The organism is Saccharothrix sp. BKS2 (assembly GCF_047689505.1).
Taxonomy (GTDB): domain Bacteria; phylum Actinomycetota; class Actinomycetes; order Mycobacteriales; family Pseudonocardiaceae; genus Actinosynnema; species Actinosynnema lopnurensis.
In genome coordinates, this window is sequence record NZ_JAUQOL010000009.1 from 140742 (window position 1) to 159305 (window position 18564).

General features: G+C 75.6%; 18 protein-coding genes. 6 read left to right on the forward strand and 12 right to left on the reverse strand.

Features of this window, described 5'->3' with window-relative positions:
- The first annotated feature begins 178 nt into the window (after nt 1-178).
- Together Q5530_RS20555 and Q5530_RS20560 are read left to right on the forward strand one after the other, a co-directional pair.
- Complete coding sequence (locus Q5530_RS20555) at nt 179-1195, forward strand: endo-1,4-beta-xylanase (RefSeq protein ID WP_415364323.1); 1017 nt, start codon at nt 179-181, stop codon at nt 1193-1195.
- Between the two features lie 680 nt (nt 1196-1875).
- The gene (locus tag Q5530_RS20560) at nt 1876-3246 is read left to right on the forward strand and encodes an amidohydrolase family protein (protein ID WP_415364324.1); all 1371 of its coding nucleotides are present in this window, start codon (nt 1876-1878) and stop codon (nt 3244-3246) included.
- Here the strand turns inward: Q5530_RS20560 and Q5530_RS20565 are convergent.
- Together Q5530_RS20565 and Q5530_RS20570 are read right to left on the reverse strand one after the other, a co-directional pair.
- On the reverse strand, nt 3243-3944 hold the full coding sequence (locus Q5530_RS20565) for an ABC transporter permease (RefSeq protein ID WP_415364326.1): 702 nt from the start codon (nt 3942-3944) through the stop codon (nt 3243-3245). The two genes, Q5530_RS20560 and Q5530_RS20565, sit on opposite strands and share 4 nt — an antisense overlap.
- A complete protein-coding gene (locus Q5530_RS20570; RefSeq protein WP_415364328.1) occupies nt 3941-4861 on the reverse strand; it encodes an ABC transporter ATP-binding protein in 921 nt (306 codons plus the stop codon). The genes Q5530_RS20565 and Q5530_RS20570 overlap by 4 nt, the downstream gene beginning before the upstream one ends.
- Nucleotides 4862-4969: 108 nt before the next feature.
- Here Q5530_RS20570 and Q5530_RS20575 point away from each other — a divergent pair, with 108 nt between their 5' ends.
- Nucleotides 4970-6100: a sensor histidine kinase gene (locus Q5530_RS20575; RefSeq protein ID WP_415364329.1), complete on the forward strand. Its 1131-nt coding sequence runs from the start codon at nt 4970-4972 to the stop codon at nt 6098-6100.
- Nucleotides 6097-6699 (forward strand): response regulator transcription factor, encoded by a 603-nt coding sequence (locus tag Q5530_RS20580; protein ID WP_415364330.1) that lies wholly within the window; start codon nt 6097-6099, stop codon nt 6697-6699. Before Q5530_RS20575 ends, Q5530_RS20580 begins: the two co-directional genes overlap by 4 nt.
- Nucleotides 6700-6703: 4 nt before the next feature.
- Here the strand turns inward: Q5530_RS20580 and Q5530_RS20585 are convergent, their stop codons facing one another.
- On the reverse strand, nt 6704-8083 hold the full coding sequence (locus Q5530_RS20585) for an aldehyde dehydrogenase family protein (protein ID WP_415364331.1): 1380 nt from the start codon (nt 8081-8083) through the stop codon (nt 6704-6706).
- An 87-nt stretch (nt 8084-8170) separates the two neighbouring features.
- On the opposite strand from Q5530_RS20585, the gene Q5530_RS20590 reads away from it, so the two are divergent.
- On the forward strand, nt 8171-8548 hold the full coding sequence (locus tag Q5530_RS20590; RefSeq protein ID WP_415364576.1) for a ChaB family protein: 378 nt from the start codon (nt 8171-8173) through the stop codon (nt 8546-8548).
- A gap of 49 nt (nt 8549-8597) precedes the next feature.
- On the opposite strand, the gene Q5530_RS20595 is transcribed toward Q5530_RS20590, so the two are convergent.
- Nucleotides 8598-9419, reverse strand: a complete 822-nt coding sequence (locus tag Q5530_RS20595; protein ID WP_415364333.1) for an SDR family oxidoreductase — start codon at nt 9417-9419, stop codon at nt 8598-8600.
- A gap of 163 nt (nt 9420-9582) precedes the next feature.
- On the opposite strand from Q5530_RS20595, the gene Q5530_RS20600 reads away from it, so the two are divergent.
- Complete coding sequence (locus Q5530_RS20600; RefSeq protein ID WP_415364335.1) at nt 9583-10755, forward strand: zinc-dependent alcohol dehydrogenase; 1173 nt, start codon at nt 9583-9585, stop codon at nt 10753-10755.
- 51 nt (nt 10756-10806) lie between these two features.
- Here the strand turns inward: Q5530_RS20600 and Q5530_RS20605 are convergent, their stop codons facing one another.
- From Q5530_RS20605 to Q5530_RS20640, 8 genes are all read right to left on the reverse strand, one after another.
- Nucleotides 10807-11364: a DUF6328 family protein gene (locus Q5530_RS20605; protein ID WP_415364337.1), complete on the reverse strand. Its 558-nt coding sequence runs from the start codon at nt 11362-11364 to the stop codon at nt 10807-10809.
- Nucleotides 11365-11450: 86 nt separating this feature from the next.
- Nucleotides 11451-12623 carry a cytochrome P450 gene (locus Q5530_RS20610; protein ID WP_415364338.1) on the reverse strand — a complete coding sequence of 391 codons (1173 nt, stop codon included), beginning with the start codon at nt 12621-12623 and terminating at the stop codon, nt 11451-11453.
- Nucleotides 12614-13309, reverse strand: coding sequence for an SDR family oxidoreductase (locus tag Q5530_RS20615; protein WP_415364339.1), 696 nt, complete (start codon nt 13307-13309; stop codon nt 12614-12616). Before Q5530_RS20615 ends, Q5530_RS20610 begins: the two co-directional genes overlap by 10 nt.
- A complete protein-coding gene (gene rfaE2 / locus Q5530_RS20620) occupies nt 13309-14619 on the reverse strand; it encodes a D-glycero-beta-D-manno-heptose 1-phosphate adenylyltransferase (RefSeq protein ID WP_415364577.1) in 1311 nt (436 codons plus the stop codon). Before rfaE2 ends, Q5530_RS20615 begins: the two co-directional genes overlap by 1 nt.
- Before the next feature lie 296 nt (nt 14620-14915).
- The gene (locus tag Q5530_RS20625) at nt 14916-15491 is read right to left on the reverse strand and encodes an SIS domain-containing protein (protein WP_415364341.1); all 576 of its coding nucleotides are present in this window, start codon (nt 15489-15491) and stop codon (nt 14916-14918) included.
- On the reverse strand, nt 15488-16693 hold the full coding sequence (locus tag Q5530_RS20630) for a glycosyltransferase (protein ID WP_415364342.1): 1206 nt from the start codon (nt 16691-16693) through the stop codon (nt 15488-15490). The genes Q5530_RS20625 and Q5530_RS20630 overlap by 4 nt, the downstream gene beginning before the upstream one ends.
- The gene (locus Q5530_RS20635) at nt 16690-17583 is read right to left on the reverse strand and encodes a glycosyltransferase (RefSeq protein WP_415364343.1); all 894 of its coding nucleotides are present in this window, start codon (nt 17581-17583) and stop codon (nt 16690-16692) included. The genes Q5530_RS20630 and Q5530_RS20635 overlap by 4 nt, the downstream gene beginning before the upstream one ends.
- A complete protein-coding gene (locus Q5530_RS20640; protein WP_415364344.1) occupies nt 17580-18560 on the reverse strand; it encodes a glycosyltransferase family 9 protein in 981 nt (326 codons plus the stop codon). The genes Q5530_RS20635 and Q5530_RS20640 overlap by 4 nt, the downstream gene beginning before the upstream one ends.
- Between the last annotated feature and the right edge of the window lie 4 nt (nt 18561-18564).

Sequence of the window (18564 nt, forward strand, 5' to 3'; positions counted from 1 at the left end):
GGCCGGTCGCGCTGCGATGCCACTGACCGTGTTGCCCGAACGTCCCTCCCCGTCTTTGCCCGAACAGCGCCTCCCGCCTCCGAAACAGATCTGCAAAACTGTCGAAAGTTTCCACCCCGCAGTGCCGTCCCGCAGTGCCTGTTCCGCCGCCTGGTCGACGAGGATCGAGGAGGAACGCGTGAAGAAGTCGTTCGGGGCCGTGGCGCCCCTGGCAACCGCCCTGCTGGTGACCGCCTTGCTCGCGGCACCACAGGCACACGCCGCCGCGTACACGCTCAAGGACGCGGCGGCGGCCACCGGTCGGGTCTTCGGCGCGGTGGTCCCGGCCGGCCTGCTCGGCGTCGCCGACTACGCCAAGGCGCTGGACCAGGAGTTCGGTCAGATCACGCCCGAGAACGAGATGAAGTGGAACGTCGTCGAACGCGTCCGGGGCAAGTTCGACTTCGCCGCCGCCGACCGCCTGGTCGACTACGCCGAGAGCCGGGGCATGGCGGTGCGCGGCAGCGTGCTGGCGTGGCACAGCCAGCTGCCCGGCTGGGTGGTCAACATCAGCTCGGGCGCCGAGCTGCTGACCGCGCTGCGCGAGCACGTCGCCGGCGTCGCGGGCCACTTCCGCGCTCGGGTCGACTACTGGGACGTGGTCAACGAGGCGTTCGGCGACAGCGGGGTCCGGCGCAACTCGGTGTTCCAGGAGCGCATCGGCGACAGCTGGGTCGAGGAGGCGTTCCTCGCGGCCCAGGCCGCCGACCCCACCGCGAAGCTCTGCTACAACGACTACTACACCGACGGGTTCGGCCCGAAGTCCGACGCCGTGTACGGGCTGGTGCGGGACTTCATCGCGCGCGGCGTGCCGATCGACTGCGTCGGCTTCCAAGGGTACTTCAACAGCGATCACCGGGTGCCCGCGGACATGGCCGAGAACCTCCGGCGCTTCGCCGACCTCGGGGTGGACGTGCACCTGACCGAGCTGAACGTGACCGGTTCCGGCGAGACGCAGGCCAAGGCGTACGCCGTGGCCGTCAGCGCGTGCCTGGCGGTGCCGCGCTGCACCGTGATCACCGTGGGCGGCGTGACGGACAAGTACTACTGGAACGCCGCCAGGACGCCTCTGCTGATCGACGCCGACTACGGCCGCAAGCCGGCGTACTTCTCGGTGCTCGACGTGCTGAACGAGGCGGCTGCGGGCCGGCGGTAGGCAACTGGCCAAGCGGGGTTCGGCCCACCGACGGCGAGCGCTGGAGGACGCCCTGAGCCCGGTGGCCGACGAGACGACACCCCGGCACACCCGCTTCCGGGCCGCCGAGCTGGTGGACGACCTGTGCGCCACCCCGCCCGCACCGGTCGTCGACTTCCTGACCGAGGTGGTCGCCGACGAGCGAGCCGCCACCCACCTGCGCGCCAAGGCGATGTCCGTCGCCCGCCCCGTTCACGGCTTGGCCGGGCTCCGGGCGTTCCGCGACGACGAGCGCAGCCCACCCCCAGCCGACGACGAGAGGTGCTCACCACGCTCCGCGAGCCGGCCGGGACCGACCACCCCCGCACCTCCTGCTCGCGCTGCGGGCGATCGGCGCGTTCGCGCCCCTGGAGGCGGCGCCACCGCTGCGCGCCGTGACCCGGGACCGCGACCTCCCCCCGGTCGCCCGCCTGCGCTGCGCCGAAGCCCTCCTCCTCGTCCACCGGGAGCACCGCGGGAGCGCCGTGCTCGCGCCCCGCGGCGTGGCGTTCGACGACACCGTGCCGTGGCACGTCCGCGCGCACGCCGCCCGCGACCTCGCCCGCTGGAGCGAAGTGCTCCGCGACGACGCCCGCGAACTCCTCCGCACCCTGCCGAGCCGACCCCATGCCCGGGATCGGCCGAACCGAAGAGGTGGACCAGTGAGCCCCGACCGAGCCCACGCACCCGACCGCCCGGTCCTGCTGCGCGGCGGCACCGTGGTGACCGTCGACGCCGCGCGCCGCGTGCTGCCCGACACCGACGTCCTGGTCCGGGGCACCCGCATCGCCGCCGTGGGTCCCCGGCTCCCGGTGCCGCCGGACGCGGAGGTGGTGGACGCGCGGGGCGGCATCGTCATGCCCGGCATGGTCGACACCCACCGCCACCTGTGGCAGACCGCCGTGCGCGGCTACGGGGCGGACTGGACGCTCACCCAGTACTTCGTGTGGTTCTACCAGCGCTACGGCGCGCTGTTCCGGCCCGAGGACATCCACGCGGGCAACCTGCTGGCCGCGATCGAGGCCGTCGACGCCGGGGTGACCACCGTCGTCGACTGGTCGCACGGGCTGCGGACCACCGAGCACGCCGAAGCCGCCGTGGACGCGTTGCGGAGCGTGCCGGGGCGGTTCGTGCTGGCGTACGGCAACATCCACCGGCCGCCCGGGGTGTGGGCGACCTCGCCGGGGTTCCGGGACTTCGCGCGCCGCCACTTCCCCGGGAGCGACCCGCTGCGCTTCCAGCTCGCGTTCGACGTCACCGGCGACCCCGTCTTCCCCGAGCGGGCGGCGTTCGAGGTGGCCCGGGACCTGGGCGTGCCGGTCACCACGCACGCCGGGGTCTGGGGCGTCAACGGCGATGCGGGCGTGCGGCTGATCCACGAGCACGGGTTCGCCACCGAGCTCACCGTGTACGTGCACGCCGCCTCGCTGTCGGACGAGTCCTACCGCCTCATCGCGGGCTCCGGCGGCACGATCTCGATCTCCGCCGAGAGCGAGCAGAGCGCTGGCCAGGGCTACCCGCCCACCCGCGTCTCGCGGACCCACGGCATCCCGGTCTCGCTGTCGATGGACACCAGCGCCTGGTGGAGCGGCGACCTGTTCTCCGCCATGCGGGCCACGCTCGGCGCGGACCGGGCCCACGAGCACCTGCGGGCCCACGCCAGGGGCGAGACGATCACCCGCAACGCCCTGCGCGCCGACCAGGTCGTCGAGTGGGCGACCCGGGGCGGGGCGCGGGCGCTGGGGCGCGACGGCGAGTTCGGCAGCGTCGAGGTGGGTCGTGCGGCCGACCTGGTGGTGCTCAAGCACGACCTGGCGTTCCCGCTGCTCCACCCGCACGGCCACATCGTGTTCCAGGCGCAGCGCGACCACGTCCACACCGTCCTGGTCGGCGGGCGGGTGGCGAAGCGCGAGCACCGCCTGGTGGGGGTCGACCTCCAGGCGGCGCGGCGCGCGGTGGAGCGGACGGTGGAGCACCTGCGGCGCAGCATCGGCGAGGCGGCGTGGCAGGAGGGCGTGGACCTGCCGGTCTAGCCCCGCCGGTCCCAGCGGAAGAACCGGAGGGACAGGGCGACGCCCACCGCGGTCCAGCCGGCCAGCGACAGCGCCGCCAGGCCGACCTGCCCGCCGGCGCCGCCCCACGCCTCCCGCACCAGCACGCCCAGGCCGCTGCCGGGCAGGAGCAGCAGGCGCTGGTCGGGGTCCGGGGCCAGGGCGGGCAGCACCCCCGCCACCATGGCGAAGAAGAACGGCGCCGTGGTGATCTGGGCCAGCTCCGCCGTGCCGGTCAGGCCGCTGGTGGCGACCCCGGCCGCGCAGGTCATGGCGGTGCCGCCGAGCAGGGCGAGCAGCACCAGCTCGGGGCGCTCGGGCACCGGCGCGCCCGCCGCGAGGCTGATGCCCAGCAGCACCAGCGACTGCGCCAGGCCCAGCAGCACCACGGGCAGCAGCACGCCGGTCAGCACCACGGCGTCCGACGCCGCGCCGGTGCGCAGCCGCTTCAGGTACAGGTCCTGGCGGCGGGCGGTCAGGGCGGTCGTCACCGTCACGTAGACGGAGAAGCCGAACCCGAACAGCAGCTGGAGGGCGATGACCATCGGCCAGCTGTCGGGTTCCTCGACGTTCAGCGCGAAGAACGCGCCCGCGCCCAGCGGCATGAGCACGGCCAGCGCGGCGGCCGTGCGGTTGCGCAGCAGGAGCTTCAGCTCGGCCACGCCCAGGGCGGCGATCACGCGGCCACCCCCACCCGGAACGACCGGCTGCGCGCGGCGTGGAAGACGTCCTCCAGCGACGCGTGGTGGGCGCGCACGCGCCCCAGCCGCACGTCCGCCGCGCCCGCCCACGCCAGCAGCACCGCCAGGTCCTCCTGGAGCTCCCGGGTGCGCACCTCCACCCGCCCCGACGGCTCGTGCACGACGTCGCCCAGCAGCATCGGCAGCGCGTCCACCCCCAGCGGCTCGGGCAGGTCGAACGAGATCCGCGCGGGCTGCCCGGCCAGCACGTCCACCAGCGTCCCGGACACCGCCACCACCCCCTCGTGCAAGATCGCCAGCCGGTGGGCCAGCGATTCGGCCTCCTCCAGGTAGTGCGTGGTCAGCACGATGGTGGTGCCCTCGCGCAGCAGCCCGCGCACCACCTCCCAGGTGCGCTGCCGCGACTCCGGGTCCAGGCCGGTGGTCGGCTCGTCGAGGAACAGCAGCTCGGGCCGGCCGAGCACGGCCAGGGCCAGGTCCAGGCGGCGGCGCTCACCGCCGGACAGCTGCTTGACCCGCACGTCGCGGCGGTGCGCAAGGTCCAGGCGCTCCAGCACGTCCTCGGTGGCGCGCCGCCCGCTCGTCGCGGTCCACAGGGTCACCACCTCCCCCGCGGTCAGGTCGGCCGGGAAGCCGCTCTCCTGGAGCATGATCCCGGTGCGCGGGCGCAACGCCGCCCGCTCGCGCCACGGGTCCGCCCCCAGCACCCGCACGGTGCCCGCGTCGGCCGGCCGCAGGCCCTCCAACGTCTCCATGGTCGTGGTCTTGCCCGCGCCGTTGGTGCCCAGCAGGGCGAACAGCTCTCCCTCGGCGACCTCGAAGTCCACCCCCCGCACGGCTTCGAAGCTCCCGTAGCGGCACCTCAGGCCCACCACGTCGATCACCGGGTTCCTCATGCCGACCATGCTGTCCGCGCGGCGCGCGGCGCTGTAGTGCCGGCGCTCACCGGTCCTCGTGACAGATGTCAGCAGACACCGTGAGATCCGGGCTCGTAGATTCCTCCCGTGACGGATCTGCGCAGGCTGCGGGGCTACACGTGGTGGACGGTGGTGGCGGGTGGCGTCGCCGTCGCGTTCGGCAGCGTGCTGGACCTCGTCGTTCACCCGTACGGGGTGGTCAAGGAGCTGCTGCTGGGCGCGGCGGTGGTGTTCGTGGCCGTGCAGCACCTCCGCTACATGCGGCACGCCATGGCCGGGCTCGGGCGCGGCGAGCACCGGCCGCTGGAGCACGCGGCGACGTTCGCGGTGGCCCTGGTCGCCTGGGGCGTGATGGCGGCCGAGGGCGGGTTCATCCCCGCGTGGTGCGCGCTGCCCGCCCTGGTGCTGGCGCACGTGGCGGCCGCGGTGCCGGGGAGGTCCCGGTGGCCGGTGGTGCTGGTCGGCGGCGCGTTCACGGTGGCGACCGGTTTCGTGTTCGGCGGGGACGAGGCCCGGCCCGCGGTGGTGATGTCGCTGGTCGTCGTCGCCACGCTGGTGCTCGCGGACCTGGCGCAGCTGTGGATGTGGGACATCGCGCTCCAGCAGGAGCGGGCGCGGGAGACCACGCGGGCGCTGGCCGTGGCCGAGGAGCGGCTGAGGTTCGCCGCCGACCTGCACGACATCCAGGGCCACCACCTCCAGGCCATCGCGCTCAAGGGCGAGCTGGCGGAGCGGCTGATCGGGCGGGACGACGAGCTGGCCCGGCGACACGCGGCCGAGGTCGCCGAGCTGGCCCGCACGGCGCTGCGCGAGACCCGCGAGGTGGTGCAGGGCTACCGGCGGGCGAGCCTGGGCACCGAGATCACCAACGCGGTGGGCGTGCTGCGCGCGGCGGGCATCGAGACCGCGGTGGCCGGTGACGCGGCGGACGTGCCGCCGCCGTTGCAGCCCCTGTTCGGCGCGCTGGTCCGGGAGGGCACCACGAACGTGCTGCGGCACAGCCGGGCGCGGCGCTGCGACGTGGCGATCAGCGTGGTCGGCGACGCGGTCAGCGTGCGGCTGGCCAACGACGGCGTGCGGTCGGGCGGGGACACCGGGGCGGGCGCCGGGCTCGCCGGGCTGCGGGAGCGGTTCGCCGCGGTCGGCGGCCGGGTGGAGGCGGGCCAGGCGGAGCCGGACGGGTTCGAGCTGGTCGGCCGCGCGGGGGTGGGCCGGTGATCCGGGTCGTGCTCGCCGACGACGAGGACCTGATCCGGGGCGCGCTGGCGGCGCTGCTGGAGCTGGAGGACGACATCAGGGTGGTCGACCAGGTCAGCGACGGGGACGCGGCGGTGGCGTCGGTCCGCGAGCACCGGCCGGACATCGCGGTGTTCGACCTGGAGATGCCGCGCCGCGACGGCGTGCTGGCCGCCGAGGCGGTGCGCGACCTGGACGGGGTGGCGGTGGTCCTGGTGACCCGGCACGCCCGGCCCGGCGTGCTGCGGCGGGCGCTGAGCGCGGGCGTGCGCGGCTTCGTGCCCAAGACCACGCCCGCCGCGCGGCTGGCGTCGATCCTGCGGGACGTGCACGCGGGCAGCCGCTACGTGGACTCCGAGATCGCCGCCGCCGCGCTGACCGAGGGCACGTGCCCGCTGACCGCGCGGGAGCTGGACGTGCTGCGGCACGCCCTGGGCGGCGGCACCGTGGCCACCATCGCCCGCGACGCCCACCTGGCCGCGGGCACCGTGCGCAACTACCTGTCCTCGGCCATGACGAAGCTCGGGGTGAGCACCCGCTACGAGGCCGCGCGCCTGGCGTGGGAGGAGGGCTGGATCTAGCGCGTCAGGCGTCCCGGCGCCGCAGCTCGGCCTGCCCGAGGTGCACCACCTTCACCGCGGTCATCTCGTCGAGCAGCTCGGGCCCGTAGCCGAACCCGGTGCCGGAGGACCGGCGCGGCTGCGCGGCGCCGCCCGGCGCGCCGCCGAACACCGCGTTGACCTTCACCGTGCCCACGGGCAGCTCCCGCCACGCCCGCTGGGCGTTGGCCATCGACCCGGTCAGCACGGTCGCGGCCAGGCCGTGCTCGTCCGCGCGGGCCTCGGCCAGGCCCTGCTCGAACGAGGCCACCACCCGCACCGGGGCGACCGGGCCGAACGTCTCCTCCCGCATCACCCGCATCCCGGGCGCGCAGCGGGTCAGCACCGTCGCCGGGTAGCGCGCGCCCTCCCCCTCCGGCACCTCGCCGCCCACCAGCAGCTCCGCGCCCTCGGCGACCGCCTCCACCACGTGCGCGTGCACGTGGTCCCGCATCCGCCGGTCCACCAGCGGCTGGGCGTTCGCGGTCCACCGCCGGGCCTGCTCGCACAGCGCGGCCAGGAACTCCGCGGCGACCGCCTCGTGCACGAAGATCCGCTCCACCGAGGTGCACAGCTGGCCCGCGTTGGTGAACGCGCCCGTCGCCGCCTGGGCCGCCGCCCACACCGGGTCCACGTCCGCGTCCACCACCAGCGGGTCGTTGCCGCCGTTCTCCAGCAGCGCCTTGGCCCCGGTGCGCGCGCAGGCCAGGGCGACGGAGCGGCCGGTGGCCGTGCCGCCGACGTGCGCGACCACGTCCACGCCCGGCGCCGCGGCCAGCGCCGCGCCGACCTCGCCGGCACCCGAGAGGGTCTGGAGCACGCCGGGCGGGACGTGCCCGGCCAGGAAACCGCCCAGCAGCGCGCCCGTGCGGGGGCAGCGCTCGCTGGGCTTGTGCACCGCGGTGTTGCCGGTGACCAGGGCCGCGCCGAGCAGGCCGCACGCCACCGCCACCGGGTCGTTCCACGGGGTCAGCGCCACCACCACGCCGCGCGGCTCGGGCACCATGAAGTCCGCCGCGTCGGGCGAGCCGAGCAGCGACCGGCCCCGGTGGACCGGGCCCAGCTCGGCGTACTGCTCCAGCGTGGACACCCCGGCGAGCACGCCCTCGCGGGCCGAGTCGAACGGCCGGCCGGTCTCCGACCCGACCGCGGCGGCCAGCTCGTCGGCGTGCGCGCGGACCTCGTCGGCGGCGGCCCGCAGCGCCGCGCCCCGCTGGGCGGCGGGCGTGGCCGCCCAGCCGGGCAGCGCCTCGCGCGCGATCCGCACGGCCCCGGCCACGTCGTCGTCGGTGGCGTGCGGCAGCAGGTCGATCGCGCTGCCGTCGAGCGCGGGCTGGACGTCGAGGGGGGCGCGCATGTCCGTCATGGACTTCGGGTACCCGAGCAGTGCAGGTGAAACCGCGTGCGAGGAGGAGCCGTGCCCAAGAGCCAGGACAAGCCCGCGAGCCGGGACATGCCCAGCACCATCGCCCGCTCGTCGAAGAAGGCCCAGCGGACCTGGGTCGAGACCCACGACTCGGCGGTGGAGACCTACGGCGAGGGCGAGCGCGCCCACCGCACGGCGTTCTCGGCGCTGAAGCACTCCTTCGAGAAGGTCGGCGACCACTGGGAGGCCAAGGACCACAAGGGACCTTCGGACGCGCAGGCCGCGCGCAGCACCGCCAAGCGCGGCAAGACCGCGGGTGGGGTGGACGCCAACGCGAGCAAGCGGCACCTGTACGACGTGGCGAAGCGGCTGGACATCGCGGGCCGGTCCACGATGACCAAGGACGAGCTGGTGAAGGCGATCCAGAAGGCGAACGACCGCGCGACCGCCAAGGCCCGCGCCTAGGACTTCCGGCCGGGTGGTGCCGCGCGGCGGGCGGCACCACCCGGCCGGGCTACACCTCCAGCCAGCTCCGGTCGGGCAGCAGCTGGCTGGCCTGCGGTCCCATCAGCGTCATGCCGCCGTCCACCACGAACGACGCGCCGGTCACGTACCCGGCCGCGGGGGTGGCCAGGAACGCCACCACCGCGGCGACCTCCTTCGCGTGCCCGGGGCGGCCGAGCGGGACGCCCGGCCGGGGTCGGGTCCGCGGGTCGACGTCCTCCTGGCCGGTCATCGGCGTGGAGATCTCGCCCGGCGCCACCGAGTTCACCGTGATGGCGTGCTCGGCCAGCTCCAGCGCCAGCACCTTCGTCAACGCGCCCAGACCGGCCTTGGCCGCGCAGTAGGGCGCCGCGCCCACGCGCGGCTGGTGCTCGTGGACCGAGGTGATGTTGATGATCCGCCCGCCTCGGCCCCCGGCGATCATGTGCCGGGCGGCCCGCTGGGCGCACAGGAACGCGCCGTCCAGGTCGACCGACAGCACCGAGCGCCAGGTCGCGAAGTCCATGTCCAGGGCCTTCTGCGAGCTGCCGGTGCCCGCGCAGTTCACCAGGACGTCCAAGCCGCCCAGCTCCTCGGCCAGCTCGTCCACGACGGCCGCGGCGTCGGGCAGGTCGGTGAGGTCGAGGGGCCGCACGGCGGCGCGGGCGCCGAGGGCGCGGACCTGCGCGGCGGTGTCCCGCGCGCCGTCGGCGTCGGCGTGGTAGGTGATGCCGACGTCCACGCCGCCGCCCGCCAGGGCCACCGCGATCGCCTTGCCGATACCGGAGTCGGAGCCGGTCACCACCGCGCGCAGCGGCGCGCCGGCGCGGTCCTCGGGGAGTGGGGCGCTCATGGCCCGCGAGTACCCCGGTCCGGGTTCGCCACACCGCCGGGGTTGCCGCCCCCAATTCGCCACCCCGCCCGGGTTCGCCACCTCGCCCGGGTCCGCCGCACCCCGCCCGGGTTTGCCGCACCCCGCCCGGGGAACGCCACGACCAGCCGAGAGGAGGACCAGGATGAAGGCCGTCACCTGGCACGGCAAGCGGGACGTGCGCGTGGACAGCGTGCCCGACCCGGTGGTCGAGGACCCGACGGACGTGGTCGTGCGCATCACGTCCACCGGTCTCTGCGGGTCCGACCTGCACCTGTACGAGGTGCTGGGCCCGTTCATCGACGTGGGGGACGTCCTCGGGCACGAGCCCATGGGCGTCGTCGAGGAGGTCGGCCCCGAGGTCACCGCGGTCAAGCCCGGCGACCGGGTGGTGATCCCGTTCAACGTCTCCTGCGGCACGTGCTTCATGTGCGAGCGGGGGTTGCACTCGCAGTGCGAGACCAGCCAGGTGCGCGAGCAGGGCACCGGCGGGGCGCTGTTCGGCTACACCAAGCTCTACGGGCAGGTGCCCGGCGGGCAGGCGGAGTACCTGCGGGTGCCGTTCGGCAACACGCTGCCGATCAAGGTGCCCGACGGCCCGCCGGACGACCGGTTCGTGTTCCTGTCCGACGTGCTGCCCACGGCGTGGCAGGCGGTCGAGTACGCGGACCCGGGCGACAGCCTGGTGGTGCTGGGCCTGGGCCCGATCGGCGACATGGCCACCCGCGTCGCGCGCCACCGCGGGGTCGGCACGGTGATCGGCGTGGACCTGGTGCCCGAGCGCCTGGCCCGCGCCGCGGCCAACGGCGTGACCGTGCTCGACGCGCGGGACAAGGACCTGGTCGGCCACATCCGCGAGCTGACCGGCGGGCGCGGCCCGGAGGCGGTGGTCGACGCGGTCGGCATGGAGGCGCACGGCGCGCCGGTGGCCAAGCTGGCGCACCAGGCCGTGGGGCTGCTGCCGGACGCCATCGCCGCGCCGTTCATGCGGACCGCGGGCGTGGACCGGCTGCACGCGCTGCGGCTGGCGATCGACCTCGTGCGGCGCGGCGGGACCATCTCGCTGTCCGGCGTGTACGGCGGCATGGCCGACCCGCTGCCGATGCTGACCCTGTTCGACAAGCAGGTGCAGCTGCGCATGGGGCAGGCCAACGTGTGGCGGTGGGTGCCGGAGATCCTGCCACTGCTGACCGACGAGGACCCACTGGGCGTGGACTCGTTCGCGACGCACCACCTGCCGCTGGACGAGGCGCCCCACGCGTACGAGATCTTCCAGCAGAAGCGCGACGGGGCGGTCAAGGTGCTGCTGCGCCCCTGAGGCGCCACCGCCCGGGGGATCAGGGAGGACCGGGCGGCGGACGGGCGGGCCTCAGCCCTGCCGGTCCGCCGTCTCGTCCTCGTCCTCCTCGTCGTCGTCCTCGTCCTCCTCGTCGAAGCTGTTCCGGCCGCGTTCGCGCAGGGGCAGGGCGAACCAGAGGGTGCCGAACAGCAGGGTGGCGAAGACGCCGAGCGCCACGGCCAGCCACCCGCCGAGGATGACCTCGCCCAGCAGCAGCACGGTGCCGATCATGGCCAGCGCCAGGAACACCAGGCCGGCGATCGCGAAGCGGTTCGCCACCTCGATCAGGTCCTCCCGCCTGCCCCTCCGGAACAGCAGCCGGTGCCAGGCGGCCGGCGCGGTCATCAGCGCGACCGAGCACGCCGCGAACAGGATCGTGACCAGGTGGGTGATGCGGATGAAGTTGTCCGCGTCCTGGTAGCGCTCGGTGAAGGCGATGGTGAGCAGGAAGCCGAACAGGATCTGCACCCCCGCCTGCGCGACCCTGAGCTCCTGGAGCAGCTCGTTGAGGTTGCGGGTCAGTCTGCGGTGGTGGGATTCCTCGCCCTGGCTCACGGGCACCACGTACCCCTCCGACACCTCGCTCAACCACCCTTTTCCGTGCGATTTTCCAGGTCGGGGGGACTTGGGCCGCGTGGCCGACCGGCCGGTGGGCCACGCGGCCGAGCCGGGTGCTAGCGACGGACGGCGAACGACAGGCCGAAGTGGTTGAGCGTCGCGGGCAGCGGGGCCCGCAGCACCGGCACCTCCAGGTGGGGCCGCAGCACCTCCAGCATGGTGCTGCCCGCCACCAGCACGAGGTCGCGCCCCGGGCAGGCGCCGGGCCCGCCGCTGAACGGCAGGATGCCGGGGTCGGCGGGCAGCGGCCAGATGTCGGGCGCGTACTCGTCGGCGTAGGCCAGCCGGTCGGGGTCGCGGTGGAAGTAGGGCGTGAACACGATGAACGTGGTGCCCGCGGGCAGCCACGTGCCGTGCCAGTCCGTCAGCGTGGTGGACTCGCGCAGGATCACCGGGGTCGTCGGCCACAGCCGGGCCGACTCCCAGATGCCGGCGTGCCCCTCGCCGCCGACGGCCAGCGCCCGCACGGTGACGATCCCGGCGGCGTCGAACGCGAACAGCCAGTGCGGCGCCTGCCCCAGCACCTCGTCGACCGGCGCGAGGGCGGCCAGGCTGTTCGGCTCGCGGCGCTCCAGGTGCCCGCGCAGCCGGGCCTCGAACCGCTCGCGCACCCGGTCGCGCCTCGGGCGCAGGTAGGCCCAGTTGGCGTGGCCGCGCAGGGTCTTGAGCAGGTCGGTGACCTCCTCGTCGTCCCGGGCGGCCGAGCCGAGCACGATCCGCCGCGCGACCCGCCACCACGACCGCGCGAACGCGTCCCAGGTCAGCCGGCCGGTGGCGCGGGCGTGCCGCAGCAGCAGGTCCCCCTCCTCGCGGACGACGCCCTCGACGTCGACCTTCTCCGGCCGCAGCACCTCCTCGTTGAACCGCCGCCGCGCGACGCGCTCCGCCCCCGTGGAGATGAGCACGCCGTGCGGCTGGAAGTGCTCCAGCGCCGCCCGCTTCTCCCTCGTGGCGAGGGCGAACGGTTCGGGCGAGTCGGCCAGCAGCCGCGCCGCGTCGCCCGGGTCGAGCACGAGCGCGAGGCTGCGGCCGGTGACGCGCAGCCGGAGCGGTTCCGGCCCGTAGCGGGCGCGGAACCGCTTCAGGGTGGCCACCGCCAGGGCGTCCGCCTGCACCCTCCCCACCAGCGCGCCGACCGGCGGGCGGCGCACGATCACGCCCTTGGCCAGCGTCGGGAGCAGCACGTGGGTGAACGCCCGGCCGGTGTCCGACCTGGAGGCTACGGCCACGACCCCTCCTCGCGGTGGGCCACGACCAGCTCGCGGATCTCGCAGCCCTCGGGCTGGCGCAGGGCGAACACGATCGCGTCGGCCACCCGCTCCGGCGGGTTGAGCTTGCTGTCGTCCGGCGGCCGGTACTGCTCCTCGCGGTCGTCGAAGAAGCGGGTGCGCATCCCGCCGGGGATCACCAGCGTCACGCCGACCCGCCCGGCGGTCTCGGCCGCGAGCGCCCGGGTGAAGCCGACCACGCCGAACTTCGAGGCGCAGTAGGCCGTCGCGTCGCCGACCGCCTTGATGCCCAGCGTGGAGGCGATGGTCACCACGCGGCCGCCCTCCAGCATCGGCAGCGCCGCCCGCACCACCGCGGCGGTGCCCAGCAGGTTGACCAGGACCACGCGCTCCCAGTCGGCGGCGGGCACCTGGTCCAGCCGCCCGCACGCGTCGGTGCCGGCGGCGGTCACCACGGCCCGCAGGCCACCGTTGCGCTCCGCGATCGCCCGGACCGCCCGCTCCGCCGCCCTGGTGTCGGACAGGTCGACCGACTCGAAGTCGGCCACCCCCGACGCCGACGGCGCGGCCTTGTCCAGCACGAGCGCCTTGCCGCCCAACCCGTGCACGGCCTGCACCACGGCGGCGCCCAGACCCGACGCGCCGCCGGTGACGAGCACGGTGCCGATTTCCCCTGTAGCAGCCATCAACCCCTCCTGGAGAGCATTTCGGTGGTGGAGCGGCCGCGGTGGTAGGGCACGACGACGGTGCGCCCGCCCCACCCCCGCACCAGCTCCGCTTCGGGCAGCGAGTCCGCGGAGTAGTCGCCGCCCTTGACCCAGACGTCCGGCCGCAGCACGGCCAGCACCCGCTCCGGGGTGTCCTCGTCGAACACGACCACGTCGTCGACGCAGTCCAGCGCGCGCAGCACCTCGGCCCGGTCGTGCTCGCGGTTGACCGGCCGCCCGGGACCCTTGAGCCGGCGCACCGAGGCGTCGGAGTTCAGGCACACCACCAGGCAGTCGCCCAGCGAGCGGGCCGCGCGCAGGGTCCGGACGTGGCCCGCGTGCAGCAGGTCGAAGCACCCGCCGGCGGCGACGACCACGCCGCCGCGCGCCCGCACCCGGTCGACCGGGGACACCGGCTCCGCCCTGGGCCGGGGCACCCGCTCGGCGGGCCGGAACCCGGACGCGCCGCCCCGCAGCAGGAAGTCCGCGGCCGAGGTGACCGCGTCGGCGACCGCGTCGTCCGTCGCCGCGCCGGCCATCAGGCGGGCGGCGGCGGTGACGGCGAACCGGTCGCCCGCGCCGCACGGGTCGAGCACCGGGACCTCCGGCGCGGGCACGGCCACCGGGGTGCCGCCGGCGTCCAGCAGCGCGCCCCTCGCGCCGAGCGTCACCACCACCGCGCGGGCGTCCCACTTCGCGCGCAGCGCGCGGGCGGCGTCCGCCGGGTCCGGGTGGCCGCTGAACCGCCCGGCCTCGGCCGCGTTCGGGGTGACCAGCCGGGCGTTCGGCACCGGGGCCGGACCGCGCGGGTGGGGGTCCCACACCACGGGCACGCGGGTGAGCACGGCGCGCAGCCGCTCGTCGCGCACCAGGCCGCGCCCGTAGTCGGAGACCAGCACGAAGTCGGCGTCCAGCACCGCGTCCAGCATCTCGTCGGTGACCTCCGGGGCGCCGGGGCCGCCGCCCCGGTCCACCCGGGCCAGCGAGTGGCCGCCGCAGCGCAGGCGCGTCTTGACCGGGGTGGGCGCGGACGAGCGGCCCAGCACGGTCGGCAGTCCGGCCAGCTCCTCGCGCAGCCGGCGCCCGTCGGCGTCGTCGGCGATCGCGCTGACCAGCGTGACGTCGACCCCGTCGGCGGCGGCCAGCGCGGCGGCCAGGCCCGCGCCGCCGGGCCGGGCGCGCTCCTCGGCCACGTCCAGCACGGGCGCGGGCGCGTCGGGGCACACCCGCTCGACGGCGCCGTGCAGGTCGACGTCGAGCAGGCAGTCCCCGACCACCGCCAGCTTCACGACCCCCCCCCGCACCCGGTTGCCGGCCACCACCGCCGCGGGCCGCTGCCCCGCGCGCACCCGGCGGCCGGCCAGTCCCAGCCACGGCGTGGCGAACGCCGCGGCGCGGGTCTCCGGCGCCACCGCGCCGCCCTCGTGGACCACGCCACCCTCAGGCGCCACGCCTACCTCAAGAACCTCGCGCGCCACGCCGCCCTCACGCACCTCGCGCGCTACGCCACCCTCACGCACCTCGTCCACCCGTGCCACGACAACCTCCCCTCCGGGCGCACCCGCGCCCGCTCCACCACCCGGTCTCACGACACCCTCAGTTGCTCGGCGGGCAGCGCCGCCTCGAACGCCGCGCACAGCGCGTGCACCGCCACCAGCTGCGCCTCCTGCACGTTGGCCGGGATGCCGGGCAGGCACAGCGCCTCGTCCACGGCCTCGGCCAGCGGGTTCGGCCCCGGCCCGGTCATCGCCCACACGTGGGCGCCCGCCTGCCGCCCGGCCTTCGCCGCCTCCAGCAGGTTCGGGCTCTCCCCGCTGGTGGACAGCAGCAGCACCACGTCGTTGTGCCGGGCGTGCGCGGTGACCTGCCGGGCGAACACCTGGTCGTAGCCGTAGTCGTTGCCGATCGCGGTGACGCTGGAGGACTCCGCGCACAGCGCGATCGCCGAGAACGGCCGCCGGTCGTCGCGGAAGCGGCCCACCAGCTCCGCCGTCAGGTGCTGCGCCTCGGCGGCCGAGCCGCCGTTGCCCGCCGCGAGCAGCCGGCCCCCGTCACCGAGCCGACGGGCCAGCACGGCGCCCCACCTGGTCAGGCGCGGCGCCTGGGCGCGCAGCCCGGCCAGGGACTGGGCCAGTCCGTTCAGGTGCGAGTCGACGCTCATCGGGTGCCTCCCACGGCCACGGCACTGCCTGCCGTGACCCGCTCGTAGACGCGTTCGGTGTTCTCGGCGATCCGTTCCCACGTGTAACAAGCGGCGACCCGGTCCAGCCCGGCGAGGCCGTACGCCTCCCGGCGCGCCCGGTCGAACAGCAGCGGCCCCAGCGCGCGGGCCAGCGCCAGCGGGTCGCGCGGCGGCACCAGCACCCCGGTGACGTTGTGCACCACCGTGTCCATCAGCCCGCCCACCGCGGTGGCGACCACCGGCTTGCCGCACGCCATGGCCTCCAGCGGCACGATGCCGAACGGCTCGTACCAGGGCACGCAGGCCACCACGTCGGCGGAGCGCAGCAGCGCCGGCACGGCCGCGCGCGACACCTGGCCGGCCAGCCGCACCCGGCCCCGCACGCCGCACCGCTCGGCGTGGGCCAGCAGGCGGCGCGCCTCCGGGTCGGCGCCCACGTCCGGCGGGCCGCCCGCGATGACCAGCTCCGTGCCGGGCAACGACCGCAGCGCGCCGATCAGGTCCTCGAAACCCTTGCGGGGCACCAGCCGGCCCACCGACACGACCCGCTGGAACCGCCCGCGCGCCTCCACCGGGCCCTCGGGCTGGAACCGGGTGAGGTCCACCCCGCACGGCACCACCGAGATCTTCGCCCGGGGCAGGCCCATGCGCATCAGCTCGGCCGCCTCGTCGTCGCAGGTGGCCGCGATGGCGGCGGCCTCGCGACCGATCATGCGCTCGATGCCGGTGCGCTGCGCTGGGCTGGTGTCGCCGGCGCCCTGGTGGCGGCGCTTGACCGTGCCCAGGGCGTGGTAGGTCTGCACGACCGGCACGCCCGCCCCGCGGCCCGCGAGCACCGCGGCCAGGCCGGACATCCAGAAGTGCCCGTGCGCCACGTCCGGCCGCCGCGCGCCCCACTGCCGCTCCAGGTAGCGGGCGAAGTCGCCCATGTGCGGCAGCAGCTCGTCCTTCGGCACCGGGACCGCGGGCCCGGCGGGCACGTGCACCACCTCGTAGCCCTGGTCGGTGCGCACCCGCTCGGGCAGGTCTGGGTCGTCGCGGCGGGTGTAGACCTCCACCTCGTGGCCGAGGGCGGCCAGGGCGGCCGAGAGCGCGGCCACGTGCACGTTCTGCCCACCCGCGTCCACACCGCCCAGCGCCGCCAACGGGCTGGCGTGCTCGGACACCATCGCGATCCTCATCCGGACACTCCTGTCAGCAATCGGTCCCAGGCCCGCAGGAAGGCATCGAGGCCGTAGTGGGCCAGGGCGAACTCCCTGGCCTGCTTGCCCTTCTCGCGGGCCAGCGCCGGGTCGGCCACGAGATCGGCCAGCCCGCGCACCAGCTCGTCCACGTCCGTGGACACGACACCCGCCTCCGGCGGCACGGCGCGCACCACCTCGGTGCAGGCCAGCGCGACCACCGGCATACCGAGGTGCATCGCCTCGACGAGCGAGAGGCCCAGGGACGTCCACCGCACCGGGTGGAGGTACGCGCGGCGCCGGGCCAGCTCGGGGTGCAGCACGTCGAGGGGGTGGTCACCGCGACCCATCTCCCCCAGCTGCTCGGTCTTCATGCCGAACACGTCCAGCGGCACGACCTCGGCGAAGCGGGGCAGCAGGTCCGTGCCCACCACCCGGCCGCGCCGCACCGGCTCGTTCACCACGACGCCCGCGCGCGCCAGGTCGCCGGTGTAGAGCGGGCCGGGGTCGACCACGCCGTGCTCGACGACGACCGTGCGCGTGGTGCCGCAGTCCCACATCAGGTCGTTGAAGTGGGTGACGTGGACGATGGTGCCCGGCCAGTCCTTGAGCGGGTGCGGCTGGTTGGGGTGGTGGGGCGTGTTGTGCTCCAGGTAGACCACCGGGATGCCGCCGGGGACCCAGCCGACCTCCTCGGGCCGTTGCAGCACGGCCACGTCGGCGTCCGAGCCGGGCGAGCCGGCTCCCGACAGGTCCACCTCGCGGGCGGCGGGCCAGTCCCGACCGAGCAGGCCGTTGCCCCTGGGCGGTCCCGGGATCAGGTACTCGTGCCCACCCCGGACGAAGGCGTTCGTCCACGAACCGTGCACGTGCCACAGGAGGATCTTCACGTCCGCACTCCCACCAACTCGGCGACGGCGGCGACGACCCGGTCGGGCGTCACCTGGTTCAGGCACGGGTGGCCGGGGACCGGGCAGTTCCGCGCCCGGGAGTCCTTGCACGGGGCGTCCTGGTCGCCCAGCAGCACGTGGGGCCCGTGGGGCGCCCACCGCGCGGCCGGCACGACCGGGGCGAACAGGGAGACGACCGGCGTGCCCACGGCCGCGGCGAGGTGGGCCGGGCCGGTGTTGCCGACGACCGCGGCGTCCGCGCGGGCCAGCAGCCCGGCCAGCTCGGCGAACGTGGTGCGGCCGCCGAGGTCGACGCCGTGCGCGCCGGCCACGTGCGCGGTCAGCGCGGTCTCGCCGGGCCCGCCGGTGACCAGCACCCGGTGCCCGGCCCCCGCCAGCGCGGTCACGGCCTGCGCGCACCGGTCGGGCGACCAGGCGCGGGCGGGCACCGAGGCGCCGGGGTGCACCACCACGTAGGGCCCGACCTCGGCCGGCTCGGGCGGCGGCTCGACCGCCAGGCGCCCGTCGTCGCCCGGCGGCAGCTCGAACCCGGCGGCGCGGGCGACCTCCAGCGCGCGTTCGGCCTCCGGGACGTCGAGGTCCTCGCGCAGCCGGACGTCCAGCAGCGAACCGGGGTAGTCCGTGGAGCGGGCCACGATCCTCGGCACGCCGGCCAGCCGCAGCACGAGGGCGAGCGGGAGCGGGCTCTGGTGGAACGACGTCAGGATCAGGGCCACGTCGGCGCGGACACCCTTGAGCAGGGTCACCAGGGCCTCGATCTCGGGGGCGCGGACCTCCGGCGCGGGGCTGGTGATCCACGGGCAGTCCCAGCGCACCACCCGGCTCACCCCGGGCAGCAGCCCGGCGGCCTGCGCGCCGGCGTGGCCGCACAGCAGCACCACCTCGCCCGCGTGCGCGGCGGCGCGGACCGCGGGCCCGGCGAGCAGCACGTCGCCGTCGCTGTCGAGCCTGGCCACCAGT